General features: G+C 71.8%; 20 protein-coding genes. 15 read left to right on the top strand and 5 right to left on the bottom strand.

The genetic code is table 11. The features are described from left to right. Window positions 1-106 precede the first annotated feature (106 nt). From leuS to ACWEKM_RS18040, 5 genes are all read left to right on the top strand, one after another. On the top strand, window positions 107-2,989 hold the full coding sequence (leuS, locus tag ACWEKM_RS18060) for a leucine--tRNA ligase (protein WP_451622163.1): 2,883 nt from the start codon (window positions 107-109) through the stop codon (window positions 2,987-2,989). Window positions 2,990-3,121: 132 nt separating this feature from the next. After that, window positions 3,122-3,895 (top strand): hypothetical protein, encoded by a 774-nt coding sequence (locus tag ACWEKM_RS18055; RefSeq protein WP_451622162.1) that lies wholly within the window; start codon window positions 3,122-3,124, stop codon window positions 3,893-3,895. 71 nt (window positions 3,896-3,966) lie between these two features. Continuing rightward, window positions 3,967-4,812: a DegV family protein gene (locus ACWEKM_RS18050; RefSeq protein WP_451622161.1), complete on the top strand. Its 846-nt coding sequence runs from the start codon at window positions 3,967-3,969 to the stop codon at window positions 4,810-4,812. 693 nt (window positions 4,813-5,505) lie between these two features. Continuing rightward, complete coding sequence (locus ACWEKM_RS18045) at window positions 5,506-6,327, top strand: helix-hairpin-helix domain-containing protein (RefSeq protein ID WP_451622160.1); 822 nt, start codon at window positions 5,506-5,508, stop codon at window positions 6,325-6,327. 245 nt (window positions 6,328-6,572) lie between these two features. Beyond that, on the top strand, window positions 6,573-9,206 hold the full coding sequence (locus ACWEKM_RS18040; protein WP_451622159.1) for a ComEC/Rec2 family competence protein: 2,634 nt from the start codon (window positions 6,573-6,575) through the stop codon (window positions 9,204-9,206). Between the two features lie 404 nt (window positions 9,207-9,610). Here ACWEKM_RS18040 and ACWEKM_RS18035 read toward each other — a convergent pair whose 3' ends face one another. Next, window positions 9,611-9,967, bottom strand: coding sequence for a DoxX family protein (locus tag ACWEKM_RS18035; protein ID WP_451622158.1), 357 nt, complete (start codon window positions 9,965-9,967; stop codon window positions 9,611-9,613). Window positions 9,968-10,088: 121 nt separating this feature from the next. On the opposite strand from ACWEKM_RS18035, the gene ACWEKM_RS18030 reads away from it, so the two are divergent. Next, a complete protein-coding gene (locus ACWEKM_RS18030; RefSeq protein ID WP_451622157.1) occupies window positions 10,089-11,000 on the top strand; it encodes a LysR family transcriptional regulator in 912 nt (303 codons plus the stop codon). Between the two features lie 63 nt (window positions 11,001-11,063). On the opposite strand, the gene ACWEKM_RS18025 is transcribed toward ACWEKM_RS18030, so the two are convergent. Beyond that, window positions 11,064-11,441 carry a VOC family protein gene (locus tag ACWEKM_RS18025; protein WP_451622156.1) on the bottom strand — a complete coding sequence of 126 codons (378 nt, stop codon included), beginning with the start codon at window positions 11,439-11,441 and terminating at the stop codon, window positions 11,064-11,066. A gap of 96 nt (window positions 11,442-11,537) precedes the next feature. Between ACWEKM_RS18025 and ACWEKM_RS18020 the strand changes: the two genes are divergently transcribed. The 4 genes from ACWEKM_RS18020 (at window position 11,538) to holA (ending at window position 14,414) form a co-directional block, all read left to right on the top strand. Then, complete coding sequence (locus tag ACWEKM_RS18020) at window positions 11,538-11,939, top strand: winged helix-turn-helix transcriptional regulator (protein WP_451622155.1); 402 nt, start codon at window positions 11,538-11,540, stop codon at window positions 11,937-11,939. Between the two features lie 235 nt (window positions 11,940-12,174). Further along, window positions 12,175-13,056 (top strand): YceI family protein, encoded by an 882-nt coding sequence (locus tag ACWEKM_RS18015; RefSeq protein WP_451622154.1) that lies wholly within the window; start codon window positions 12,175-12,177, stop codon window positions 13,054-13,056. 48 nt (window positions 13,057-13,104) lie between these two features. After that, window positions 13,105-13,350 carry a hypothetical protein gene (locus tag ACWEKM_RS18010; protein ID WP_451622153.1) on the top strand — a complete coding sequence of 82 codons (246 nt, stop codon included), beginning with the start codon at window positions 13,105-13,107 and terminating at the stop codon, window positions 13,348-13,350. A 74-nt stretch (window positions 13,351-13,424) separates the two neighbouring features. After that, window positions 13,425-14,414, top strand: coding sequence for a DNA polymerase III subunit delta (holA, locus tag ACWEKM_RS18005; RefSeq protein ID WP_451622152.1), 990 nt, complete (start codon window positions 13,425-13,427; stop codon window positions 14,412-14,414). 383 nt (window positions 14,415-14,797) lie between these two features. On the opposite strand, the gene rpsT is transcribed toward holA, so the two are convergent. Next, the gene (gene rpsT, locus ACWEKM_RS18000; RefSeq protein ID WP_095748610.1) at window positions 14,798-15,064 is read right to left on the bottom strand and encodes a 30S ribosomal protein S20; all 267 of its coding nucleotides are present in this window, start codon (window positions 15,062-15,064) and stop codon (window positions 14,798-14,800) included. A 240-nt stretch (window positions 15,065-15,304) separates the two neighbouring features. Here rpsT and lepA point away from each other — a divergent pair, with 240 nt between their 5' ends. The 5 genes from lepA to ACWEKM_RS17975 all read left to right on the top strand — a co-directional run bounded on the left by lepA (window position 15,305) and on the right by ACWEKM_RS17975 (window position 23,818). Continuing rightward, window positions 15,305-17,173: a translation elongation factor 4 gene (gene lepA, locus ACWEKM_RS17995; protein ID WP_451622151.1), complete on the top strand. Its 1,869-nt coding sequence runs from the start codon at window positions 15,305-15,307 to the stop codon at window positions 17,171-17,173. Window positions 17,174-17,458: 285 nt separating this feature from the next. Beyond that, window positions 17,459-19,333, top strand: coding sequence for an AMP-dependent synthetase/ligase (locus ACWEKM_RS17990; RefSeq protein ID WP_451622150.1), 1,875 nt, complete (start codon window positions 17,459-17,461; stop codon window positions 19,331-19,333). A gap of 188 nt (window positions 19,334-19,521) precedes the next feature. Then, window positions 19,522-21,507: a SpoIIE family protein phosphatase gene (locus tag ACWEKM_RS17985; RefSeq protein WP_451622149.1), complete on the top strand. Its 1,986-nt coding sequence runs from the start codon at window positions 19,522-19,524 to the stop codon at window positions 21,505-21,507. 398 nt (window positions 21,508-21,905) lie between these two features. Further along, window positions 21,906-23,138, top strand: coding sequence for a radical SAM family heme chaperone HemW (gene hemW / locus ACWEKM_RS17980; protein ID WP_451622148.1), 1,233 nt, complete (start codon window positions 21,906-21,908; stop codon window positions 23,136-23,138). A 101-nt stretch (window positions 23,139-23,239) separates the two neighbouring features. Further along, a complete protein-coding gene (locus ACWEKM_RS17975; protein ID WP_451622147.1) occupies window positions 23,240-23,818 on the top strand; it encodes a Uma2 family endonuclease in 579 nt (192 codons plus the stop codon). Here the strand turns inward: ACWEKM_RS17975 and ACWEKM_RS17970 are convergent. After that, window positions 23,787-24,605 (bottom strand): DUF3097 domain-containing protein, encoded by an 819-nt coding sequence (locus ACWEKM_RS17970; RefSeq protein WP_451622146.1) that lies wholly within the window; start codon window positions 24,603-24,605, stop codon window positions 23,787-23,789. The two genes, ACWEKM_RS17975 and ACWEKM_RS17970, sit on opposite strands and share 32 nt — an antisense overlap. Before the next feature lie 34 nt (window positions 24,606-24,639). Then, entirely contained in the window at window positions 24,640-25,362 is a 723-nt protein-coding gene (locus ACWEKM_RS17965) for an MBL fold metallo-hydrolase (protein ID WP_451622145.1), read from the bottom strand. Between the last annotated feature and the right edge of the window lie 39 nt (window positions 25,363-25,401).

The following is a 25,401-nucleotide window of genomic DNA, read 5'->3' as shown; positions in this document are numbered from 1 at the left end:
CCGACCACCGGTGAGTCCCGTGGTCGGCATCGGCGCGGCATCCCCTCCTGTGTGAGGGGATTTTTCGTTTCCGCAGGCAGAGACGACCGATGGAGCTTTGAGGATCATGAGCGAGACGAACCCCGCTGTCGCTGCCGCCGGGTCGGCAGAGGCGGCGCCGAACCGCTACACGGCCGCCGTGGCCGCCGAGGTCGAGGCACGCTGGCAGGACTTCTGGGACGCCGAGGGCACATACGCCGCACCGAACCCGAAGGGCGACCTGGCCGGTGACCCCGCGACGGTCGCCAAGCCCAAGAAGTTCATCATGGACATGTTCCCGTACCCCTCCGGCGCGGGTCTGCACGTCGGCCACCCCCTGGGCTACATCGCCACCGACGTGTTCGCCCGGTTCCAGCGGATGACCGGCCACAACGTCCTGCACACCCTGGGCTTCGACGCCTTCGGCCTGCCCGCCGAGCAGTACGCCGTGCAGACCGGCACGCACCCGCGTGTGTCCACCGAGGCCAACATCGAGAACATGAAGTCCCAGCTGCGCCGGCTGGGCCTGGGCCACGACAGGCGCCGGTCGTTCGCCACGATCGACCCGGACTACTACCGGTGGACCCAGTGGATCTTCCTGCAGATCTTCAACTCCTGGTACGACGACGCGGCCGGCAAGGCCCGCCCGATCTCCCAGCTGATCGCTCAGTTCGAGTCCGGTGAGCGCGTCGTACCCGGCCACACGCGCGCGTGGCACGAGCTGACCGCCACCGAGCGCGCCGACGTGCTGGGCGGCTTCCGGCTGGCCTACGCCTCCGACGCGCCCGTCAACTGGTGCCCGGGCCTGGGCACCGTGCTGGCCAACGAGGAGGTCACCGCCGACGGCCGCTCCGAGCGCGGCAACTTCCCGGTCTTCAAGGCCAAGCTGCGCCAGTGGAACATGCGCATCACCGCGTACGCCGACCGGCTGCTGGCGGACCTGGAGGAGCTGGACTGGCCCGAGGCCATCAAGCTGCAGCAGCGCAACTGGATCGGCCGCTCCGAGGGCGCCCGCGTCGACTTCCCGATCGACGGCGAGCACATCACGGTCTTCACCACGCGCCCGGACACCCTGTTCGGCGCGACCTACATGGTGCTGGCGCCCGAGCACCCGCTGGTCGAGAAGTTCACCCCGGCCACCTGGCCCGAGGGCACCCACGAGGTGTGGACCGGCGGCCACGCGACCCCGGCCGAGGCCGTCGCCGCCTACCGCGCGCAGGCCGCCTCGAAGTCGGATGTCGAGCGGCAGGCCGAGGCCAAGGACAAGACCGGCGTCTTCACCGGCGCGTTCGCGACCAACCCGGTCAACGGCGGCAAGGTCCCCGTCTTCATCGCCGACTACGTCCTGATGGGCTACGGCACCGGCGCGATCATGGCCGTACCGGCCGGCGACCAGCGGGACTTCGAGTTCGCGCGCGCCTTCGAACTGCCGATCACCTGCATCGTCGAGCCGACCGACGGCCGCGGCACCGACACCTCGACGTGGGAGGGCGCCTTCGCGTCGTACGACGCGAAGATCATCAACTCCTCGAACGACGAGATCTCCCTGGACGGCCTGCCCGTCGCCGAGGCCAAGGCGCGCGTCACCGAGTGGCTGGAGCGCAGGGGCATCGGCGAGGGCACCGTCAACTTCCGTCTGCGCGACTGGCTGTTCAGCCGCCAGCGCTACTGGGGCGAGCCCTTCCCGATCGTCTACGACGAGGACGGCACCGCCCACGCCCTGCCCGAGTCGATGCTGCCCCTGGAGCTGCCCGAGGTCGAGGACTACTCGCCGCGCACCTTCGACCCGGACGACGCCGACACCGAGCCCGAGACGCCGCTGTCGCGCAACGAGGACTGGGTCAACGTCACCCTGGACCTGGGCGACGGGCCGAAGAAGTACCGCCGCGAGACCAACACCATGCCCAACTGGGCCGGCTCCTGCTGGTACGAGCTGCGCTACCTGGACCCGCACAACGACCGGCAGCTGGTCGACCCCGAGATCGAGCGCTACTGGATGGGCCCGCGCGAGGGCATGCCGCACGGCGGCGTCGACCTGTACGTCGGCGGCGCCGAGCACGCCGTGCTGCACCTGCTGTACGCCCGCTTCTGGTCCAAGGTCCTGTACGACCTGGGGCATGTGTCGTCGGCCGAGCCGTTCCACAAGCTGTTCAACCAGGGCATGATCCAGGCGTACGTCTACCGGGACAGCCGGGGCATCGCGGTGCCGGCCGCCGAGGTGGAGGAGCGCGACGGCGCCTACTTCTACCAGGGTGAGCAGGTCACCCGCCTGCTGGGCAAGATGGGCAAGTCGCTGAGGAACGCGGTGACCCCCGACGAGATCTGCGCCGAGTACGGCGCCGACACGCTGCGCCTGTACGAGATGGCCATGGGCCCCCTGGACGTGTCCCGGCCGTGGGACACGCGCGCGGTGGTCGGCCAGTTCCGGCTGCTGCAGCGGCTGTGGCGCAACATCGTCGACGAGACCACCGGCGAGGTCACCGTCTCCGCCGCCGAGCCCGACGAGGAGACGCTGCGCGCCCTGCACAAGGCGATCGACGGCGTCCGCCAGGACCTGGAGGGCATGCGCTTCAACACCGCCATCGCCAAGGTCACCGAGCTGAACAACCATCTGACCAAGGCGGGCGGAGCGGTCCCGCGCACCATCGCCGAGCCACTGGTGCTGATGATCGCCCCGCTGGCCCCGCACATCGCCGAGGAGCTGTGGCACCGGCTGGGCCACACCGACTCCGTCGTCCACCGGGACTTCCCGGTCGCCGACCCCGCCTACGTCGTCGACGAGACCGTGACCTGCGTCGTTCAGGTCAAGGGCAAGGTCAAGGCCCGCATGGAGGTCCCGCCGTCCATCTCCGAGGAGGAACTGGAGAAGGTGGCGCTGGCCGACGAGAAGGTCGTCGCCGCGCTGGACGGCGCCGGCATCCGCAAGGTGATCGTCCGGGCACCGAAACTGGTGAACATCGTCCCTGCGTAACCGCGGTGGTCACGGCCTCCGGGGAGTCCCCTACGGGCAGGTTCGGGGTTTTTCCGGAACTCCGGGCCTGCCCGCTGCGTTTACCGTGGAGGAGCGGGGCGGGGCGCGCCGTGAGGTCGGAGGAGGAGCGTTGTGGAAACAGTGATCACCGTGTTCGCCGTGCTCTTCCTGCTCTTCGTCGTCCTGGCCGGGTACGCCACGATCAAGGTGATCGGTGCGGCCAAGCGGCGCGTCGACCGTACGGTCACACAGGCCCGCCGCACGGTCGAGGACCACACGCTGCGCGCCAAGTCCTTCGCCCAGCTGGGCCCGGCCAGCGAGATCGCCAAGCTCCGGCTCGACCTGCGCGCCTCCATGCGGGCCACGCGTGACGCGCTGCACGTGGGCGTGGCGGAGGACGCGTCGCTGAGGGAGTCGCTCGGCCTCTTCGAGCGGCTGAGCGCACACGGCCACGAACTGGACGACGAACTCAAGCGCCTGGAGTCCGAGCCGGACCGGGCCGCACTCGCTGCGCGCCTGCCCGAACTGCGCAGGCGCACCGAGCGGATCACCCAGTCCGCGGACGCGCTGCGCTGGGCCGCCCGGGACCGTGCCCACCGCTTCACCGACGACGACCTGGACGCGCTGAGCGCCCAGATCGACATCGAGACGGGCGCGCTGCGGCACTGGCAGCGTGACGAACCGGACGCCGCCGCGGCACCGCCGCCCCCGGTCCAGCAGCCGGGATCCCCGGCGCCCTCGTGGCCCGACGCCGCCGGGGCCGAAAGCCCGAACGGCCCGCAGACCTGGCACCGTTCCCCGCGGTCCGAACCGGCCGCGGAACCTAACCGGCCCGCCATCACCCCGCCGGGCCCGCGGCCGACCTACCCCTGGCAGCAGAAGCACCGGCCCGAGAGCACCACCTGATCCCCGGGTTCCGGCCCAGGTGAGCGGGGTCGGGCTGCAGCGCGGGCGATACGCCAGGTAACCTCCAGCTCATGTCCCGCCATGTCGCGATCGTCACCGATTCAACGGCCTACCTGCCGCCCCGGACGATGGATCGGCACGGCATCACCGCGGTGGCCCTGACCGTGGTCCTCGGCGACCAGGCGCTCGAAGAGGGCACCGAGATCTCGACCCGCTCCCTGGCCCAGGCGCTGCAGAAGCGACGGCCCGTCACCACGTCCCGCCCCAGCCCGGCGATGTTCGCGGAGACCTATCGCAGGGTCGCCGAGTCCGGCGCCACCGGCATCGTCTCGCTGCATCTCTCCGCCGAGTTGTCGGGTACGTACGACGCCGCGGTCGTCGCGGCGCGCGAGGCGCCCGTGTCGGTACGGGTGGTGGACACCGGGATGGTCGCGATGGCCCTCGGCTTCTGCGCGCTCGCCGCGGCCGAGACGGCGGAAGCGGGCGGCACCGTGGACGAGGCGGTCACGGCGGCCGAGAAACGGGCCGCGGGCACCTCCGCCTACTTCTACGTCGACACGCTCGACTATCTGCGCCGCGGCGGCCGTATCGGCGCCGCGCAGGCCCTGTTGGGCTCCGCTCTCGCCGTGAAGCCGCTGCTGCAACTGGAGGGCGGCCGCATCGAGCTGTTGGAGAAGGTGCGTACGGCGTCGAGGGCGATCGCCCGCCTTGAGGAGATCGTCGCCGACCGTGCGGGCGGCGTCGACGTCGACATCGCCGTCCATCATCTCGCCGCCCCCGACCGGGCGTCGGCCCTCGCCGAGCGGCTGCGGACCAGAGTGCCGGGGCTGGTCGACCTGCATGTGAGCGAGGTCGGGGCGGTGATCGGTGCGCACACCGGGCCCGGGCTGCTGGGCGCCGTCGTCTCGCCGAGGTGACGCCGTGACACACCGTGGCGGGGCGCGGCAGGTCACAGCAGGTTGTGGCGGGTCACGGCGGGTCGTGGCAGGCTGCGGGCCACAGTAGGTCGTGGCAGGCCACGGTGTGTCATGGTGCGTCATGGCACTCGTGTGGGTGAGGAAGTTTTCCACAACCGGCCGGTAATCCCCGGGAATTGAGCAAGATCATCGCGAAGTGGCGGAATGCCCGATCCTCGTCGCATGCCACTTCGATCACGCTCACGCATCGCGACCGCGACCAGCGGCCCGGGCCGCAGCCCCGCCTCCGACGGCCGGACCCGACACCGCTACCCAGCCACCCGCCGCCCAGGCGGCCGTCGACAACCACGCCACCGCCACGCACCGGCCGAGGAGTTGCGCCGCCGAGCGGAACTCCTCTTCGGCGAGCACGTCGGGGAACCCCGGGATGGGACCCGACGCCGATCGTCCGGCGAACACCCGGAGTCAGAGGACCGCCGAAAGTCAGGCGAACGCCGAAGGCCAACCGAACGCCAGGACCCAGGGCAGCGCCGGGAGTCGGGCCATGGCCCGCCGGGCGCACCGGCCCGTGCGCATACGACGACGCCGGAGGCGGCGGAGGAGGGGACGGCGGCAAGGACCGGTAGGGCGGCCGGGTCGAGTCCGGCCTGGACGGCTGCCGTTGTCGCGTCGCCGGACCTGGACGCCCCTGGTGTGCAGGACACCCTCCGGGCAGATGCCCTGGACACGTCCGGGGCGCCGGGCTGGCGGGAGCGCGCCGGGACCGCTTTGCGGGAGCGCATGCCGTTGTGGCTGCAGACCAGATGCGGACTGGAGCGACGGGGTGTGGTCGCGCTCGCGGTCCTGCTCGCCGTGGTTGCGGTGTTCGCCGTGCAGCACTTCTGGGCCGGCCGTACCCAGTCGGTGCGCGCGCCACAAGTGGTGCGGGCGGAGGCACCGTTCGCGGCGGACAGGACGAAGGGGGAAACAGGCGGGGCGGGTGAGGACGGCGCGAGGGTGGGGCACGGCGGCGGGATCGGGGTGGACGGCTCGGCAGGTGCCGCTCCGGGGACGACGGGCGCGGAGATCGTGGTCGACGTCGGTGGCAAGGTCCGCAAGCCGGGAATCCATCGCCTGCCCGCGGGCTCGCGGGTCGTCGATGCGCTGAGCGCGGCGGGCGGAGTGCGTCCGGGCACCGACACCGACGGTCTCAACCGGGCCCGCTTCCTCGTGGACGGCGAGCAGATCGTGGTCGGCGGTCCCGCTGCGGCGACCGGACCCGGAGCGGGTGGGGCGTCCGGACCCGGCCCTGCGGGCGCCGTGGCCGGGGCGGGCGGACCCGCGGCCCCGGTCTCCCTGAACACGGCAACAGTGGACCAGCTCGACACCCTGCCCGGTGTGGGCCCCGTGCTGGCCCAGCACATCATCGACTACCGCACCCAGCACGGCGGCTTCCGCTCGGTCGACGAACTCCGCGAGGTCAAGGGGATCGGCGACCGGCGCTTCGCCGACCTGCGGGACCTGATCCAGCCATGATCCGCGAGCCGACCGGGCTTGGGCCCACCGGGCCTGAGCCGACCGGAACCGAGCCGATGGGACCCGAGCCGACGGGGCTTGGGCCCACGGGACCCGAGTCGACCGGGCTTGGGCCGACCGGGCTTGGGCCGACCGGGCTTGGGTCGACGGGACCCGAGTCGCCTGGGCCCGAGTCCGCCGGGCCTGAGAGCACTGGCGGTCCGCCCGTCGCCTCCCCACCCGGGGGCCGTGCCGATCGACCAGCCGTGCACGCCGCTTCCGGACGGCGGCTCGGCGCGGCGCACCCCCGTCAGGAGGGGCCGGCGGACCTGCGGCTCGTGCCGCCCGCGCTGGCGGCCTGGGCGACCGCGGCGGTGACGTTGGACGCGCCGACGCCGTGGACCGCGGGTGTCGCGGTGGGGGCGCTGATCGTGGCGGTCCTGCTGCTCCTGACCAGCAGGGTTCCGTTCCTGACCAGCGGGGCTCGGGCCGACCGGCGCCGTGCGAACCCGCGGACGAAGGGCCTGCCCCCGGGACCCTGGCGGGTGATGCGCGCGCCCGCGTGGCTGACCTGGCCGCGCCTCTCGGTCGCCGCTGTACTGCTGTGCGTCGCCGCGGCGGCCGTGTCCGCCGGGCTGCATGGGGCGGACACGCGCCGCGGACCGGTGCCCGAACTGGCCCGCCGGTACGCCACGGTGACCGCGGAGGTCCGGCTCGGCTCCGACCCCTGGCTCAGCAGACCACGGGTGCGAGGCGATCACGCGGCCCCGGCGGCGGTGCTGGCCCGCGCCGACGTCCGGCGTGTGGAGCGGGCCGACGGTACGGCCGTGACGACGCGGGCACCGGTGCTGATGATCGTCGACGCGGACGTCCCGGCACCGGCTGGCGCGCACCTCCCGGCACCGGCTCGGACGGATGTCCCGGCGCCGTCACGAACCACCGAGTCCGGCCCGCGGAGTGCGCGTTCGGGCTGGCTAAGGCTGCTGCCCTCCACTCGGCTGCGGGTGAGCGCGCGGCTGGCCCCCGTGCTGACGGGCGGCGACGGGCTCGCCGCCGTGCTGCGCGTGACAGAGCAGGTCGTGCCCGAGGTCGTGGGCGAGCCGAATGGGCCGCAGCGGCTGGCCGGCCGACTGCGGGCCGGACTGCGCGCGGCGACCGACGGACTGCCCGACGACGCACGGGCACTGCTGCCCGGGCTGGTCGTCGGGGACACCTCACGGATCACCCCGGAACTGGACGAGGCATTCAAGGAGACGGATCTGACACACACGCTGGCGGTCTCCGGCAGCAACCTCACCATCCTGCTCGTCCTGCTCGTCGGACCGCCCGGCCTGGCCGGGCGCATCGAACGCCGCGGACTCGCCCCGCGTCTCGGGCTCTCGCTGCGGACCACGGCGCTGCTCGCGGGGGCGCTCACGCTCGGCTTCGTCGTCGTGTGCCGACCCGATCCGAGCGTGCTGCGGGCGGCGGCCTGCGGAGCCGTGGCGCTGCTCGCCCTGGCCACCGGCCGCCGCCGGTCCCTGCTCCCGGCGCTGGCCACGGCCGTACTGCTGCTGGTGCTCTACGACCCATGGCTGGCCCGCAGTTACGGATTCCTGCTCTCGGTGCTGGCCACCGGCGCGCTGCTGGTGCTCGCCCCGGGATGGAGCGCGGCGCTGTGCCGACGCGGAATGCCGCGGCGGGCGGCGGAGGCGCTGGCCGCGGCCGCCGCCGCGCAGGCCGTGTGCGCGCCGGTCGTCGCCGTGCTGTCGGCGCGGGTCAGTCTGGTGGCGGTGCCGTGCAACCTGCTCGCGGAGATCGCGATCGCGCCGGCCACGGTGCTGGGGTTCGCGGCGCTGGCCGCCGCGCCGCCCGCCATGCCCGTGGCGAAGGCGCTGGCCTGGTGCGCGAGTTGGCCGGCCGACTGGATCGCGAGGGTCGCCCGGACCGGGGCCGCGCTGCCCGGTGGAGGGATGGACTGGCCGGGCGACTGGACGGGGGCGCTGCTGCTGGCCGCGGCCACGGTGGCCGTCGTCTTCGTCGGGCGGCGGCTGGCCCGGCACCCGTGGTGGTGCGGGCTGTGCGCGCTGCTGCTCCTGCTGCTGGTGGTGCGGCCGGCGCCGCTGACCCGGGTGATCACGGGCTGGCCGCCGCCCGACTGGCGGTACGCGATGTGCGACGTGGGACAGGGGGACGCGACGGTGCTCGCGGCGGGGGAGGGCAGCGCGGTGGTCGTGGACGCGGGCCCCGATCCGACGCTCGTCGACCGCTGTCTTCGGGACCTCGGCATCACCCGGATCCCGCTCCTCGTGCTCACCCACTTCCATGCCGACCACGTCGCGGGCTTGCCCGGTGTGCTGCGCGGGCGCTCGGTGGCCGCGATCGAGACGACGGGCTACGAAGAACCCGCGGAGCAGGCCGAGTTCGTGAGGAGGGAGGTAGCCGGGCGGCACATTCCGGTGACCCACGCCGTCGCCGGGGAACAGCGGCGCACCGGCCCGCTCGCCTGGCAGGTGCTGTGGCCGCGTCCGGGGCCGGAGCCGGACGGCCCCAACGACGCGAGTGTCACCCTGCTCGTGCGGTCGGCCGGGCTGCGGCTGCTGCTGCTCGGCGATCTGGAACCGGGGGGCCAGCAGGCGCTGCTGAGATCTCCGTCGGTGGCCGGGCTGGCCGGCGTGGACGTGCTCAAGGTCGCCCACCACGGTTCGGCCTACCAGGACCCGGAGCTGATACGCGTCGTGTCCCCGCGGGTGGCGCTCGTCTCATGCGGTGCGGACAACCCGTACGGTCACCCGGCACCCGGGACCATGGCGGCGCTGCGGGCGGTGGGGGCGGTGGTGCTGCGCACGGACCGGGACGGGTCCCTCGCGGTCGCCGGATCGGGCGGTGCGGGCGGCGGCCTGCGGGTGGCGCATGGCTGAGAACGAGAATCCAGTGCCAGTGCCAGTGCCAGTGCCAGTGCCAGTGCCCGTGCCCGTGCCCGCGTGCCGGGGATCTGTGTCGGGCCGCTTCGCGGACCCAGGTGAACTCCTCCGCGCGCAGCCGCTGTTTGACGGCGGGCTCCAAGCGCGGGCCGCGGCGTCCGTCTGGGACGTACGCCGGCCACCCGGCAGACGCGCCGGGCGGACTCCGGGGGCTGCTGAGCAGGTCCGGCGAGGTCCATTGCCGTTCGGCAGCGTCCTGAAGGGGCGCGGGGCTGTATCGATATGCGGCTCCGCCGCGATGGGGTCCCCCTGTTCGAGCGAAGCCGAGAACTTGGGGAGCGACCAGCCACGATGATGCCGCTGACGACCTACGGTGCATCGCGGCATTTCCAGCGGAGCGCTCAGCGCGCGCCGACGAGGGCGAGGGTGAGGGAGGCGGTGGCGAGGCCGAGGTAGCCGAGGGGGAAGGCGATGTTGTGGTGGACGCGCATACGCAGGTGCGCGGCGACGGCGCCGATGAAGAACAGGACGAGTCCCACCGCGGCGGCCACGCCGAGGGGCCGGGCGCCGAGGAGCCCGAGGAGCAGTCCGGCGGCTCCGGCGGCCTTGGCCGCGGCGAGCCAGGGGAGCCAGGACTGCGGGAGGCCCACCTCGGCGGAGTTGGCGAGGACGAACCCGGCCCGCAGGAGGTCCGCGACGGCGATCCCGGCGTTGGCCGCGACCGTGAGGACGGTGACGATCACGTAGGCGGTGAACATGTGCGCCTCCCTTTCGGCCGAGCACGTCGTGAGCGTGGGCAGGGCCCAGGCCCGGTTGCCCACGACCAGCCTGGTCGAACTCCGGTTTGGCGTCCAATACCTGCATCTATAACCTGAAGGGATGGATGTGGACACCCGGCTGTTGCGCTCCTTCGTCGCCGTGGCGGACACGGGGAGCCTGACGCGTGCGGCGGAGCGACTGTTTCTCTCCCAGCCGGCGCTGACCAAGCAGATCAAGCAGTTGGAGACCCGGCTCGGGGTGCGGCTGTTCACCCGGTCCCGGGCCGGGATGACCCTCACCGAGCCGGGCCGGACCCTGGCGGCGCGGGCGCCGGGACTGCTGGCCGACTGGGACCGATTGCTGCGGGAGACGAAGGGCGCGGCCGATCGGGCGGCCCGCGTGCTGCGGGTCGGCTTCATGGCCAGCGCCGCCAATGAGGCGACCGAGCGCATCGTCGCGGAGTTCGCCCGCCGTCGGCCGGGCTGGCGGGCCGACATGCGACAGGCCGCCTGGTCGGACCCGACCGCGGGGCTCGCCGACGGTGACACCGACGTCGCCCTGCTGCGGCTGCCCTTCCCCGGTCAGGACACCCTGCGGGTGGCGGTGCTGTTCAGCGAGCCGCGGTGGATCGCCCTCCCCGCGGGACACCCCCTCGGCACGCGCGACCTGATCCCCTTCCGGGAGCTGTGGGACGAGCCGTTCGTGGCGGCACCGCAGGAATCCGGTGCCTGGCGGGACTACTGGCTGGCCGCCGACGAACGGGAGGGCCGCCCGGTCCGTATCGGCGCCGTCACCGACCGGCCCGACGACTGGCTCAGTGCGATCGCCAACGGCTACGGCATCGCCCTCGCCGCCGAATCCGCCGCCCGTTACTACGCCCGCCCCGGCATCGTCTACCGCCCCGTCAGCGGTGTCAGCCCCAGCCGGGTCGCCGTCGCCTGGGCTCCCGCCGACGACACCGACCCCGTCGTCCAGGACTTCGTCCGCGCCTGTCTGGTCGGCAGACTCCCGCAGGACGAGAGCGGCACCTGACCGCGCTCCCGGCCGGTCCGCGCGACGGAGCGATCAGGAACGACAGTGCGCGGAACGGCGGGGCTATGCGTGGATGATCCTGCGGACCAGTTCCGGGTTCCATTCGACGTACTCGACACCTGCTCCGTCCGCGTGGCGGGCGTAGAGGAACCGCCCCGTCGGGCCCTCGGTCGCGGGGGTGGTGATGGTGGCGTCAGCGGACTTGAGAGTCGCCTGCAGGGCGTCGAGATCTTCGACGACGACGGTGGCGGAGGCATGGCTGTACTTCGCGCGCTCCTCGGCGGGGCCCGCGATGACCAGGAAGTCGCCGATGGCGGCGAGGGCGACCGTGTGGAACGTCAGCCGCAAGTGAGGCTGCTCGCCGGTGAGCCGCTCCAGGAGCGGTAGAGCACGGTCGAGTTCATCGGTCCACAGGCGTGCATAGGTCTTCAGGATGGTCATGGCTGTGCTCCCCTAGGTCTCCTTCGGTTACTCGGAAACCATAGGTAAGTATGCTCTGACGTTGAAGAACGCACTTTTCGGTAAGAGAGGCACCCGATGGGAACCGAGCAGATGCGGCGTGCGCCCGGGGACGCGGACGTGACGCGCGCCGATTCCCTGGCACGCGAGATCTTCTCGGGGGTGGCCAACAAATGGGCTCTGCTGATCATCAACGTCCTGGGGACGCGGACGCTGCGGTTCACCGAGCTGAGTACCGAGGTGGAGGGCATCAGCCACAAGATGCTCACGCAGACTCTGCGCGGGCTGGAACGGGACGGAGTGGTGCACCGGACCGTGTACGCGACGGTGCCGCCCCACGTGGACTACCGCCTCACCGAGGCGGGCGAGGCACTGCGCGACACGGTCAACGGCATGTGCGCCTGGACCCGCCGCCACCTGGACGAGATCGAGGCGGCACGACGCCGCTTCGCCGCGCAGGAGCGTGGCGCCACGCGCTGAGTCGCGGCCTCGCGCCGGGCAGCGGCTGCGGGAGTTTCCCTGTGTGTTGACTGTGTGAAACCGGAAACTGCTTGGCTAATTCGGTTCACAGACGGTCAGTTGCTGTCAGTCGGGCGTTGCCTCATCACATGCGCTGGATTCCCACGATGTGGGCCCGTGTTGCCTCGAATGCCGCATCAGTGGTCGAATGCATTTTCGGCAACAGTTGATGTCGAGGCGTACAGGGGTGTCGTACATGTTCGGCCGCTTGCTGGGAAACCGAACCAATCGGGTGCACCGGACGAGCCCGCTCGCGGCCGTCCAGACCCCGCTCGATGCGGGGGTGCTCAGCTGTCGGGTGCTCGACCCGGTCAACGAGCCTGTCGCGCACGCGGAGTTCGCGGTCAGCGACGCCATGGGGCGTCCGGTGGTCGCCGGCGGCACGGACCCCTACGGGTCGTTCGTGACGACGGTGCCGGCCGGTGAGTACCGGCTCGCGGTGTCCGCGGAGGGCTACGCGCCGTACCGGGCGACCACGATGGTCGGCGAGAACTCGCTGGCCTCGCTGGGCGATGTGACCCTCCAGGTGGCCCCGGGGCCGGACCTGCCGGCGCAGGGAGACTGGGAGGTCGAGCCGACGCATTCCTCGATCGCCTTCACCGCACGGCACATCGGGCTGGCCCGGATCCATGGGCGGTTCAACACCTTCGCCGGGGCGGTGCGGATCGCCGATCCCGTGGAACAGTCCGCGATGCACGTGGTGATCGACGCGGCGTCCATCGACACGAACGTGCAGATGCGCGACGACCATCTGCGCTCGGCGGACTTCCTGGACGTGCAGCGTTTTCCGACGCTGGAGTTCTACAGCGAGCGGTGTGTGCACCGGGGCGGCAACCGGTGGGCCGTCACCGGCGCGCTGTCGCTGCACGGGGTGACGCGTACGGTCACGCTCGACATGGAGTACCTCGGGCTCGGCAACGGGATGGAGGGCGAGGTGCGGGCCGCCTGCCGGGCCACGACGGAACTGCACCGGGACGACTTCACCGTGAGCTGGCAGACGATGCTGGCGCGGGGGATCGCCGTGGTCGGGCCGAGCATCAGGATCGACCTGGACGTGCAGCTCGTACGCAAGGGCTGACGTCCGGGCCGGTCGTCCGGCATCGCGGGGCCGCCGGACAATGGCCCCGTGAACGATGTGAGACATGTGCTGGTGCTGCCCGACCGCGATGCCGCGCAGGAGGTGGCGGAGGTGCTCGGGGAGCGGTTCGGCGTCACGGAGGAGCCCCGGCTGGTGCGGGACGCGCTGGCCGGTGAGGACGACGCCGAGGACGCGCAGTGGCTCGTCGTCCTGCGGGACGAGGAGGAGCGGCTGGACCCGGCGGAACTGGACGCGCTCGCGGGGCAGTGGCAGGGGTGGCGCGAGGAGCCGTAGCCCGCGGGGCCCGGTCATGTCGCCGCCGCGGGGCCGGGGGCCCGTTGTCAGTGGTGCGTGCGATGCTTGTCGCGATGGCCAGGAAGACCGCTCAAGACGACCCTCTCGCCCCGGTGACGCTCGCCGTGGGCCAGGAGGACCTCCTGCTCGACCGTGCCGTGCGGGAGGTGGTGGCCGCCGCCAGAGCCGCCGACGCCGACACGGACGTACGTGACCTGACACCGGACCAGCTTCAGCCCGGCACGCTCGCCGAGCTGACCAGCCCGTCGCTCTTCGCGGAGCGCAAGGTCGTGGTCGTACGCAATGCGCAGGATCTTTCGGCCGACACGGTCAAGGACGTGAAGGCGTATCTGGGGGCGCCGGCCGAGGAGATCACGCTCGTGCTGCTGCACGCGGGCGGGGCCAAGGGCAAGGGGCTGCTCGATGCCGCGCGCAAGGCGGGGGCGCGGGAGGTGGCCTGCCCGAAGATGACCAAGCCGGCGGACCGACTCGCCTTCGTGCGCGGGGAGTTCCGCACCCTCGGCCGGTCGGCGACGCCCGAGGCATGCCAGGCGCTGGTCGACGCGATCGGGAGCGATTTGCGGGAGCTGGCGTCCGCGGCGGCGCAGTTGGTCGCGGACGTCGAGGGGACGATCGACGAGGCCGTCGTCGGGCGGTACTACACGGGCCGGGCCGAGGCATCGAGTTTCACGGTGGCGGACCGGGCCGTCGAGGGGCGCACGGCGGAGGCGCTGGAGGCGCTGCGGTGGTCGCTGGCGACCGGTGTCGCCCCGGTGCTGATCACCAGTGCGCTGGCGCAGGGCGTGCGGGCGATCGGGAAGCTGTCGTCGGCGCGCGGCGGGCGGCCCGCCGACCTCGCCCGGGAACTGGGGATGCCGCCGTGGAAGATCGACCGGGTGCGGCAGCAGATGCGGGGGTGGACGCCCGACGGAGTGGCGGTGGCTCTGCGGGCGGTGGCCGAGGCGGACGCCGGAGTGAAGGGGGGCGGGGACGATCCCGAGTACGCACTGGAGAAGGCAGTGGTGACCATCGCCCGAGCGGCACGCTCAAGAGGCCGGGCCTAGTGCTGCGATCGGAAAGGTTCACCGGCTCGCGACGCCCGGCACGGCACTCCCCCAGCCTTCGGCCGGGAGGTGCCCCCACGCCGCGTTGTCGCATCACCCGAGTACATCCAGTACGCGGGAGATGCTCCGCCTTGCGATGCACCGCACCGGACGCCGCGAGCTTTCCGGCAAACCTTCCGGCCACAGCACCAGCCGACCCCCGGGCAGCCGAAAGCCCCGCCGTCCTGCCCTGGGGAAGGGATCGGTGGCGGGGCCGCGGGTCAAGATGACTGAGTTCGTACCCGCGTGGCGAACGCAGGCCGCGTACGAACTCGGGGTGCCGGGCGGGAGCGGATGAGAGAGGGCCCGCTCTTGGTCCTTCCGGCGGTCAAGTCGGAGCTGACTCAGCCCTTGAGGGACACGACCTTGGACGCCAGTGCCGACTTCTTGTTGGCGGCCTGGTTCTTGTGGATGACGCCCTTGGAGACGGCCTTGTCCAGCTGGCGCGCGGCGGCGCGCTGGTACTCGGTGGCCTTCTCGACGTCACCCGCGGCAGCAGCCTCGCGGGCCTTGCGGATCGCGGTCTTCAGGGAGGACTTGACGGCCTTGTTGCGCAGCCGAGCCTTCTCGTTGGTCTTGATCCGCTTGATCTGGGACTTGATGTTCGCCACGAATGAGCCTTTTCAGGTTCTGGTACGGGCCCTATGGGTCCCGCGCCGGTGATCTTTTAGATGTGCCCCGCGCTGAGAGGGCATGAGGCACAGCCCCTCACGGTACCAGCGGCCCCGCGGCCAGCCCAAACCAGTCCCCGGTCCCCGCCCGTGGGACCATGGAGACTACGTATCGATCCCGACCTGTCGATCCGACCCGAGACCGTTACCCTGCGGATACCTCAAGAATCAGGACCCTGCGTGCCCGCGACCCCTAACAATGTGCCCGAGCCGAGCCGTACCGACCCGGCTCTGATCCGCAACTTCTGCATCATCGCGCACATCGACCACGGCAAGTCCACGCTCGCCGACCGGATGCTCCAGCTGACCGGCGTGGTCGAGCAGCGGCAGATGCGTGCTCAGTACCTCGACCGCATGGACATCGAGCGTGAGCGTGGCATCACGATCAAGTCCCAGGCGGTGCGTCTGCCGTGGGCTCCCAGCCACGACCCGGGCAACACGCACATCCTCAACATGATCGACACCCCCGGGCACGTCGACTTCACCTATGAGGTCTCGCGGTCGCTCGCCGCCTGCGAGGGCACCGTCCTCCTCGTGGACGCCGCCCAGGGCATCGAGGCGCAGACCCTCGCCAACCTCTACCTGGCGATGGAGAACGAACTCACGATCATCCCCGTGCTGAACAAGATCGACCTTCCGGCCGCGCAGCCCGAGAAATTCTCCGAGGAGCTGGCCAACCTCGTCGGGTGCGAGCCCGATGACGTCCTGAAGGTCTCCGCCAAGACCGGCCTCGGCGTCGAGGCGCTCCTGGACAAGGTCGTCGCCGAGTTCCCGGCCCCGGTCGGCGTCCAGGACGCCCCCGCCCGCGCCATGATCTTCGACTCCGTCTACGACTCCTACCGCGGTGTCGTGACCTACGTCCGGGTCATCGACGGGCAGCTCAACAAGCGTGAGCGGATCCGGATGATGTCCACCGGCGCCACCCACGAACTGCTGGAGATCGGCGTCAACTCGCCCGAGATGCTGCCGGCCGACGGGCTCGGCGTGGGCGAGGTGGGCTACCTCATCACCGGTGTGAAGGACGTCCGCCAGTCCAAGGTCGGTGACACGATCACCAGCCAGTCCAAGGGCGCGACCGAGGCGCTCGGCGGCTACAAGGACCCGAAGCCGATGGTCTTCTCCGGTCTGTATCCGCTGGACGGCTCCGACTACCCCGACCTGCGCGAGGCCCTCGACAAGCTACAGCTCAACGACGCCGCGCTGGTCTACGAGCCGGAGACCTCCGCCGCGCTGGGCTTCGGCTTCCGGGTCGGCTTCCTGGGCCTGCTGCACCTCGATGTGGTCCGCGAACGCCTGGAGCGCGAGTTCGGTCTCGACCTGATCGCCACGGCCCCCAACGTGGTCTACCGCGTGATCATGGAGGACGGCGACGAGCACGTCGTGACCAACCCGAGCGAGTTCCCCGAGGGCAAGATCGCCGAGGTGTACGAGCCGGTCGTGCGGGCCACGATCCTCGCGCCCACCGAATTCATCGGCGCGATCATGGAGCTGTGCCAGACCCGGCGCGGCACCCTGCTCGGCATGGACTACCTGTCGGAAGACCGGGTGGAGATCCGTTACACCCTGCCGCTCGCCGAGATCGTCTTCGACTTCTTCGACCAGCTGAAGTCCAAGACCCGCGGCTACGCCTCGCTCGACTACGAGCCCACCGGCGAGCAGAGCAGCTCCCTGGTGAAGGTCGACATCCTGCTGCACGGCGACAAGGTCGATGCCTTCTCCGCGATCACCCACAAGGACCAGGCGTACGCGTACGGCGTACGGCTCGTCGCCAAGCTCAAGGAGCTGATCCCGCGGCAGAACTTCGAGGTGCCGGTGCAGGCGGCCGTCGGCTCCCGGGTCATCGCCCGCGAGACCATCCGCGCCATCCGCAAGGATGTCCTCGCCAAGTGTTACGGCGGTGACATCTCCCGCAAGCGGAAGCTGCTGGAGAAGCAGAAGGAAGGCAAGAAGCGGATGAAGATGGTGGGTTCCGTGGAGGTTCCGCAGGAGGCGTTCATCGCCGTGCTGTCCAGTGATGACAGCGCGGGGGCGGGCAAGGCCAAGAAGTAACCGCCGTTTATATGCGGGTACCCCGCAGACCGGGACCAACGGGGGCGCGTCGTATGAAAGTGCGGCGGGCCCCTGCGCATGCGTAGGGTCGCTCTCTGTGGGAAGTGTGAGGCCGCCGCCCCTTACGTGTCGGCGGGCCGGGCTCTACCCTGATCTCTGCTCGATAGTTACTCGTGGGTTAACAACGCCGGGCGGCGCCCCGGACGTACGGCCCGCGGGTGCACTCAGCCGCACTGAGCCAGCCCCACTGAGCCAGTCGCACCATCGCGGGCCCCGGAGGATGTCGTGAGCGACACACAGACACTGATCGAGAACCGTCCGCCGTCCGTGGCGACCCTGTTCCTGGAGCGCGTCGCGGCCACACCGGACGCCGAGGCATACCGCTACCCGGTGCCCCCGGCCTCCGGACAGGGCCCGGACGACTGGAAGTCGCTGAGCTGGGCGCAGGCGGCCGAGCGGGTCTACGCGATCGCTGCGGGCCTCATCGAGCTGGGCGTACAGCCCGAACAGCGCGTCGCGCTCGCCTCCTCGACCCGGGTCGAGTGGATTCTCGCCGACTTCGGCATCCTGTGTGCCGGCGCCGCCACCACGACCGTCTACCCGCAGACCAACGCCGAGGAGTCGGCGTTCATCCTCTCCGACTCCGAGAGCCGGGTGCTGATCGCCGAGAACGCGGCCCAGCTCGCCAAGGTGCGGGAGAAGCGCGCCGAACTGCCCGACCTCACCCATGTGGTGGTGCTCGACGCGGACGGCGTCGAGACCGGCGACGGGGTGCTCACCCTGGCCGAGCTGGAGCGGCGCGGCGCCGCCCATCTGGCCAAGCACCCCGAGCTGATCAAGGAGCGGGTGGCGGCGATCACCAAGGACCAACTCGCCACCCTCATCTACACCTCCGGCACCACCGGCCGTCCCAAGGGGGTGCGGCTGCCGCACGACAACTGGTCGTACATGGCGAAGGCGATTGCCGCGACCGGGCTGATCAGCGCCGAGGACGTGCAGTATCTGTGGCTGCCGCTGGCGCACGTCTTCGGCAAGGTGCTCACCTTCGGCCAGATCGAGGTCGGCCATGTCACGGCGGTGGACGGCCGCGTCGACAGGCTCATCGAGAATCTGCCGGTCGTCCGGCCGACGTACATGGCCGCCGTGCCGCGCATCTTCGAGAAGGTCTACAACGGCGTCGCGGCCAAGGCCCGGGCCGGCGGCGCCGCCCAGTACCGGATCTTCCAGTGGGCGGCCGAGGTCGCCCGCGAGTACGCCAAGGCCAGCCAGGACAGCTTCCGGCGCACCGGCACGGCCGGCGCGCCGTTCGGCCTGTCCGCCAAGCACAAGGTCGCCGACGCGCTTGTCTACGCCAAGATCCGCGCGGCCTTCGGCGGCCGTCTGCGCGCCTGTGTCTCCGGCTCCGCCGCGCTCGCGCCGGAGATCGGCTACTTCTTCGCCGGCGCCGGCATCCACATCCTGGAGGGCTACGGACTCACCGAGTCCGCCGCCGCCTCCTTCGTCAACCCCGGCGAGGCGTACCGCACCGGCACGGTCGGCAAGCCGTTGCCCGGCTGCGAGGTGCGCATCGCGGAGGACGGCGAGATCCTGCTGCGCGGACCCGGCATCATGCAGGGCTACCACAAGCTGCCCGAGAAGACCGCCGAGGTGCTGGAGTCCGACGGCTGGTTCCGCACGGGCGACATCGGCGAGCTGTCCCCCGACGGCTATCTGCGCATCACCGACCGCAAGAAGGACCTGATCAAGACGTCCGGCGGCAAGTACATCGCGCCCGCCGAGGTCGAGGGTCGATTCAAGGCGATCTGTCCGTATGTCTCCAATGTCCTCGTGCACGGCGCCGACCGGAACTTCTGCACCGCGCTCATCGCCCTCGACGAGGCCGCCATCCTGGAGTGGGCGAAGGAGAACGGCCTGGCCGACAGGTCGTACGCCGATGTCGTGGCCGCGCCCGCGACGGTCGCCCTCATCGACGGGTACGTCAAGGAGCTCAACGAGGGGGTGCAGCGGTGGCAGGCCATCAGGAAGTTCCGGCTGCTGCCCCGTGACCTGGACGTCGAGCACGGTGAGATCACGCCGAGCCTGAAGCTGAAGCGGCCCGTGGTGGAACGGGAGTACAAGCACCTGATCGACGAGATGTACGCCGGTGCGCGCGAGGCGTAGCCCGCCCGCCCCCTTCGCGGTTGTGGCCGTTTCTGTCCGTCTTCGGGCACACCCGTAACACCTCGTAGCACGGTTCTCACGCATGGCGGGCCACTTCGGTGACTCCGCGCTCATGGACGCGCTCGGTCTGTCACCCTGATTCGGCAACGACCGAGGCATAATCGTCCGAATCGCTCGGGGAGCTGGCAATGGGGGCCATACCGACGCAACGGGAGACCGCTCACCGTGGCTTCGAGCCGTCCGTGCATCCGACCGCGACCGCGCATCCGACCGCGCCTGCGCCCGCTTCCACGCCTACGCCCGCTTCCGCTTCCACGCCTGCGCCCGCTTCCACGCCCGCGCATGAGGGCGCGGACCTGCCCACCAGGACGTGCGCGACCCTGCCGGGCAGCCCGCTCGCGCCCGGCTCCGCCCGCGCGCTGGTGCGCGGCGCGCTCGCCGAGTGGACCGAACTCGGCCTCGTGACCCGCGAGCGGCTCGCCGACGACGTCATGATCGTGGTCAGCGAACTCGTCACCAACGCCGTCGTCCACGCGGGCACCGAGGTCGAACTGGCCTGTCGACTGGAGAAGGACGGCGCCGTCGTCGTCGAGGTCGGCGACCACCACCCCTCGCGCGCGCCGCGCGACAACGCCGCCGGATCACCGTACGAGACCCCGGAGTACGGGCGCGGGCTGCGCCTCGTCGCCACGCTCGCCGAGTCCTGGGGCGTCACCTACCGCACGGGCGCCAAGACGGTGTGGGCGCGGCTGCCCGCGGAGGACACCCCGGCGGGCGACGGCTTCGAGGCGTACACCGGGGAGCGTGAACTGGCCGTCGCCGAGATTCTCGCGCCCGAGCCGCACCGGGCCGGACGGGACCGCGACTGGCTCGGCCGGGGCGCGCTGTCCTTCCTGGCCGAGGCATCCGACCTGCTCGCCGGGCAGCTCGACGAAAGCCTGGTCGCCGCGCTCACCGGGCAGCTGATCGTGCCGCGCCTCGCCGACTGGTGCGCGGTGTGGCTGGAGGACGAGTCGACCGTCCGGAGCGGCTGGGCGGACGGTACGGGCCTCGCCGGACCGCGGCTCGCCCGGGTCTGGCACGAGAGCGAGAACCGCATCGAGGAACTGCGCCGCAGTCTGGACAAGGAGCCGCCGCGCCCCCGTAACGGCCTGCGGTCCGGACCCGAGCCCTACCCCTGGCCCGCCGAGGCCCTCGGCCCGCAGTCCGGCCATGGCACGGCGCTCGCGTACCGGCTGATCGTGGGAGGCCGGCCGCTGGGCACACTGGTCATCGGACGGTGCGGCCTCGCCCGTTTCCCCGACGAGATCACCGGACTGGTCGAGGACCTCGCCCGCCGGGTGGCTCTGGCCATCGGCGCGGCCCGCCAGTACGCCCGGCAGGCCACCATCAGCGCCGTCCTCCAACGTGGGCTGCTGCCCGGTGCGGTCGCCGAGATCCCGGGGATGTGCAGCGCGCTCGTCTACGAGCCGTGCGATCAGGGCGGGCCCAGCGGTGACTTCTACGACCTGTTCCCGGCCGGCGACGGCCGCTGGTGCTTCGCGGTCGGCGACGTCCAGGGCAAGGGCCCCGAGGCCGCCGTGGTGATCGGCCTGGCCCGGCCCTGGCTGCGGTTGCTGGCCCGCGAGGGCTACCGGGTCGCCGACGTGCTCGACCGCCTCAATCAGCTTCTGCTCGACGACGCGATGGAGGCCGCGGACGCGGCGGCCCGCGCGCTGGTCGCGGCCGGCGGCCGTGCCGTGGCCCCCGGCGACGGCCCGCAGACCCGCTTCCTGTCCCTCCTCTACGGCGAACTGGCCCCCTTCGACGGCGGTGTGCGCTGCACCCTCGCCTCCGCCGGTCATCCACTGCCGCTGGTCCTGCGGCCCGACGGCGAGGTCCGCACGGCGGCGCAGCCGCAGACCCTGCTCGGTGTCATCGAGGACGCCACATACACCAGCGAGACCATCGAGCTGGGGCCGGGCGACAGCCTGCTGTGCGTTACTGACGGGGTGACCGAGCGCCGCTGCGGGTCCCGCCAGTTCGACGACGGCGACGGGCTCGCGCGGGCGCTGGCCGACTGCACGGGGCTGAGCGCCGAGCTGATCGCGGAGCGGATCAGACGGCTGGTGCACGACTTCGGCGGGCATCCCCCGGAGGACGATCTGGCCCTGCTGGTACTCCAGGCGGAATAACCGGCCGCCCCGGAGCCGCGGTGGGGTGCGGCTGGTCCCGAGGTGCGGGGCCGCGGCGGGGCTCCGGGGGGTGTGGGGATGTGGGGCGTTGGTCCGGGGACGTGGGGTTGTGGGGTGCCGGGTCCGGGGGTGCGGGGACGTGGGGGCGCCCGACCCGGAGCCCCGGGGTGGCTGGTCTGGGGCGCGGAGCCGCAGCGAGGCTCCGGGGTACGGGGCTGAGGGGCGTCTGGTCCCGGGTTGCGGGGTCCGGCGCGGTTGGTCCGAGAGCGTGGGGTTGTGGGGTTGTGGGGTGTCCGGTTCCGGGGGGTGGTGGGATCACTGGCTCGGGGCCGCAGGAGTGACCGGAGCGGGGCGTCGGGGCGGCGGAGTCGGTGGGCCCGTGCGGGACAATGGAGCACATGCCTTCCGCACTCCCCGACGGCGAGCCCGTCCCCGCCGACGGCGCGCTGCCCATGTCCGCGCTCGCCGGGGCCGCCGGCCGGCCCCTCGGGTTCTATCTGCACGTCCCGTACTGCGCGACCCGCTGCGGATACTGCGACTTCAACACCTACACCGCCACCGAACTGCGCGGCACGGGCGGAGTGCTCGCTTCCCGGGAGAACTACGCGGACACCCTGATCGACGAGATCCGCCTGGCCCGCAAGGTGCTCGGCGAGGACCCGCGCGAGGTCCGCACGGTCTTCGTCGGCGGCGGCACGCCGACCCTGCTGGCCGCGGACGACCTGGTGCGGATGCTGGGCGCGATCCGCGCCGAGTTCGGGCTCGCGGCGGACGCGGAGATCACGACGGAGGCGAACCCCGAGTCGGTCGACCCGGCCTACCTCGCCACCCTGCGGGAGGGCGGCTTCAACCGGATCTCCTTCGGCATGCAGAGCGCGCGGCAGCACGTACTGAAGATCCTCGACCGCACCCACACCCCGGGCCGCCCGCAGGCGTGCGTGGCTCAGGCGCGGGCGGCGGGCTTCGCGCAGGTGAACCTGGACTTGATCTACGGCACGCCGGGGGAGTCGGACGACGACTGGCGGGCATCGCTCGACGCGGCGCTCGGCGCGGGCCCCGACCACATCAGCGCGTACGCCCTGATCGTCGAGGAGGGCACCGGGCTGGCCCGCCGTATCCGGCGGGGCGAGATCCCGATGACCGACGACGACGTGCACGCGGACCGCTATCTGATCGCGGAGGAGACCCTCGCCGCGGCGGGCTTCGACTGGTACGAGGTGTCCAACTGGGCCACCTCCGCCGCCGGCCGCTGTCTGCACAACGAGCTGTACTGGCGCGGCGCCGACTGGTGGGGCGCGGGCCCGGGCGCGCACTCCCACGTGGGCGGGGTGCGCTGGTGGAACGTGAAGCATCCGGGGGCGTACGCGGCGGCGCTGGCGGCGGGCCGCACGCCGGGCGCCGGGCGGGAGATCCTGTCCGACGAGGACCGTCGCGTGGAGCGGATCCTGCTGGAACTGCGGCTCCGGGAGGGCGTACCGCTGGAACTCCTGCGGGAGGCGGGCCTTGCGGCCTCGCGCCGGGCGCTGGCGGACGGGCTGCTGGAGCAGGAGCCGTACGCGGCGGGGCGCGCGGTGCTCACGCTGCGGGGGCGGTTGCTGGCGGACGCGGTGGTACGGGACCTGGTGGACTGATCACCCGGCGGGGTGAATCAGTGTGGAACGCCGGTTCGGTCCCTGACCTGGTTCGTAGGCTCCCGCCAAAAGTACGCGGCGGATATAGAGGGCCACGGAGGATGACCGCTGTGGACGAACGCGGGATGACCAGGTTCTTCGAGGAGTTCGAGCCTCCCGAGGGCATCAAGGTCGAGCTTCTCCGGGGGGAAATCGTGATGGCGGCCGCTCCGGGCCTGGTGCACAGCCGGATCGTGGAGGACGTGCAGGACCAGATCCCCCGCAAGCAGTGGCGACGGCTCCAGACGACAGATGTGGACATCGTCGACGAGGCCAGCGAGCCTGTGCCGGATCTGTTGGTGTTGGAACGCGGTATCGCCCCGGACTCGGGGCGGCTTCTGCCGTCCCAGTTGATCACGTCGGTGGTCGAGGTCGTCTCCAGAACGAGCGTCGACCGCGACTACGGGATCAAGCGCTCCATCTACGCGGCGGGCAAGGTCACCGCATACCTGATCATCGACCCGATCATGGCGCACTGTGTGCTGCTCACCGAACCCGTCGGTGACGGGGAGGTCGCCGACTACCGAGCGCAGCGTGTCACCAAGTTCGGTGACCCTCTCCCGCTGGAACCCCTGGGTGTCGAACTCGACACGAGCGAGTTCGGGACCGTCACCGGTGTCCGGCGTCACCACCTGCCGTGACGAAGTCGATCAGTTCCTCCACCCTCCCCAGCAACTCCGGCTCCAGGTCCTTGTACGACCGCACCCGCGACAGAATCCCCTGCCACGCCGCACCCGTGTTCTCCGGCCAGCCGAGCGCCCGGCACACGCCCGTCTTCCAGTCCTGGCCGTGCGGTACTTTCGGCCATTCCGCGATGCCCACGGACGACGGCTTGACCGCCGCCCAGATGTCGATGTAGGGGTGGCCGACCACCAGCGCGTGCTCACTGGCCACCGACTCGGCGATGCGCCACTCCTTCGTGCCGGGGACCAGATGGTCCACCAGGACGCCGAGCCGCGCGTCCGGACCCGGCGCGAACGAGGTCACGATGGACGGCAGGTCGTCCACGCCCTCCAGGTACTCCACGACCACGCCCTCGATGCGCAGATCGTCGCCCCACACCCGCTCTACCAGCTCCGCGTCGTGCCGGCCCTCCACGTAGATCCGCCCGGCACGGGCCACGCGCGCGCGTGCGCCGGGGACGGCGACCGAACCGGATGCCGTACGGGTGGGCCGTACCGGAGCCGACGACGGGCGCACCAGCGTCACCACCCGGCCCTCCAGCAGGAAACCGCGCGGCTCCAGCGGGAAGACGCGGTGCTTGCCGAAGCGGTCCTCCAGGGTGACCGTGCCCGCCTCGCAGCGGATCACCGCGCCGCAGAAGCCGGAGCCGGGCTCCTCCACCACCAGGCCGGGCTCGGCCGGGACCTCGGGGACGGGCTTGGGCTTCTTCCACGGCGGGGTCAGGTCCGGTGAGTACTGGCGCATTCGGATGACGATAGGAGAAGGTGCGGGCGGACGATCACGACACGCCGAAACGTGCCGCCAGCGCGTCCCGCTGCCCGCGGACGAACTCCGCGTCCACCACCGCCCCGTGACCGGGCACGTACAGCGCGTCCGGGCCGCCCAGGGCGAGCAGCCGGTCGAGGGCGGCGGGCCAGCGGGACGGCACGGCGTCATGGCCCGCCTGCGGCTCCCCGGACTCCTCGACCAGATCGCCGCAGAACACGACCCCGGGGTCGCCCGGAACCAGCACCGCCAGGTCATGGGCCGTGTGGCCGGGGCCCACGTTCGCCAGCAGCGCCTGCCGGCCGCCGCCCAGGTCCAGCGTCCGCTCGCCGCGGACCGGGTGGCGGGGGCGGACCAGGGCGCGCGCCGCCTTGGCCGCGCGCCGCGGGTCCAGGCCGTGGCGGACCGCGTCCCGGCGCAGTGCGTCCCGCTCGTGGGCGAACACCGCGGCCATGCCGACCGCGGCGTACACCTCGGCGCCGGTGAACGCCGCCGCGCCGAAGACATGGTCGAAGTGGGGGTGGGTGAGCGCGAGATGGGTCACACCGAGGCCGGCGATCTCCTCGGCCCGCGCGCGCAGCCAGGCGCCCTCCGCGAGGCTGGACCCGGCGTCCACGACAAGCGCCGTGCCCGCCCCGAGGACCAGTCCGACCGTGCAGTCCCAGCCCGGCAGCCGGCACCGTCCCACTCCGGTGGCCACCCGCTCCCAGCCCGCCTCTTCCCAAGTCGCCGTCATACGCCGACGCTAGTGCCCAATGGCCTCCGGGCACGATCC

The sequence above is a fragment of the Streptomyces sp. NPDC004752 genome (genome assembly GCF_053601275.1).
Note: the sequence above shows the minus strand (reverse complement) of the source record. Positions and strands in the feature narration are given on the sequence as shown.

Excerpts from the sequence above, each read along its gene's own strand:
- ACWEKM_RS17985 (WP_451622149.1), top strand. The coding sequence starts at position 19,522 with ATGGGGGCCATACCGACGCAACGGGAGACCGCTCACCGTGGCTTCGAG.
- ACWEKM_RS18015 (WP_451622154.1), top strand. The coding sequence starts at position 12,175 with ATGTTCGGCCGCTTGCTGGGAAACCGAACCAATCGGGTGCACCGGACG.
- leuS (WP_451622163.1), top strand. The coding sequence starts at position 107 with ATGAGCGAGACGAACCCCGCTGTCGCTGCCGCCGGGTCGGCAGAGGCG.
- ACWEKM_RS18020 (WP_451622155.1), top strand. The coding sequence starts at position 11,538 with ATGGGAACCGAGCAGATGCGGCGTGCGCCCGGGGACGCGGACGTGACG.
- ACWEKM_RS17970 (WP_451622146.1), bottom strand. The coding sequence starts at position 24,605 with ATGCGCCAGTACTCACCGGACCTGACCCCGCCGTGGAAGAAGCCCAAG.
- ACWEKM_RS17975 (WP_451622147.1), top strand. The coding sequence starts at position 23,240 with ATGACCGCTGTGGACGAACGCGGGATGACCAGGTTCTTCGAGGAGTTC.
- ACWEKM_RS17965 (WP_451622145.1), bottom strand. The coding sequence starts at position 25,362 with ATGACGGCGACTTGGGAAGAGGCGGGCTGGGAGCGGGTGGCCACCGGA.
- holA (WP_451622152.1), top strand. The coding sequence starts at position 13,425 with ATGGCCAGGAAGACCGCTCAAGACGACCCTCTCGCCCCGGTGACGCTC.
- hemW (WP_451622148.1), top strand. The coding sequence starts at position 21,906 with ATGCCTTCCGCACTCCCCGACGGCGAGCCCGTCCCCGCCGACGGCGCG.
- ACWEKM_RS18030 (WP_451622157.1), top strand. The coding sequence starts at position 10,089 with ATGGATGTGGACACCCGGCTGTTGCGCTCCTTCGTCGCCGTGGCGGAC.
- ACWEKM_RS18035 (WP_451622158.1), bottom strand. The coding sequence starts at position 9,967 with ATGTTCACCGCCTACGTGATCGTCACCGTCCTCACGGTCGCGGCCAAC.
- ACWEKM_RS18025 (WP_451622156.1), bottom strand. The coding sequence starts at position 11,441 with ATGACCATCCTGAAGACCTATGCACGCCTGTGGACCGATGAACTCGAC.
- ACWEKM_RS18050 (WP_451622161.1), top strand. The coding sequence starts at position 3,967 with ATGTCCCGCCATGTCGCGATCGTCACCGATTCAACGGCCTACCTGCCG.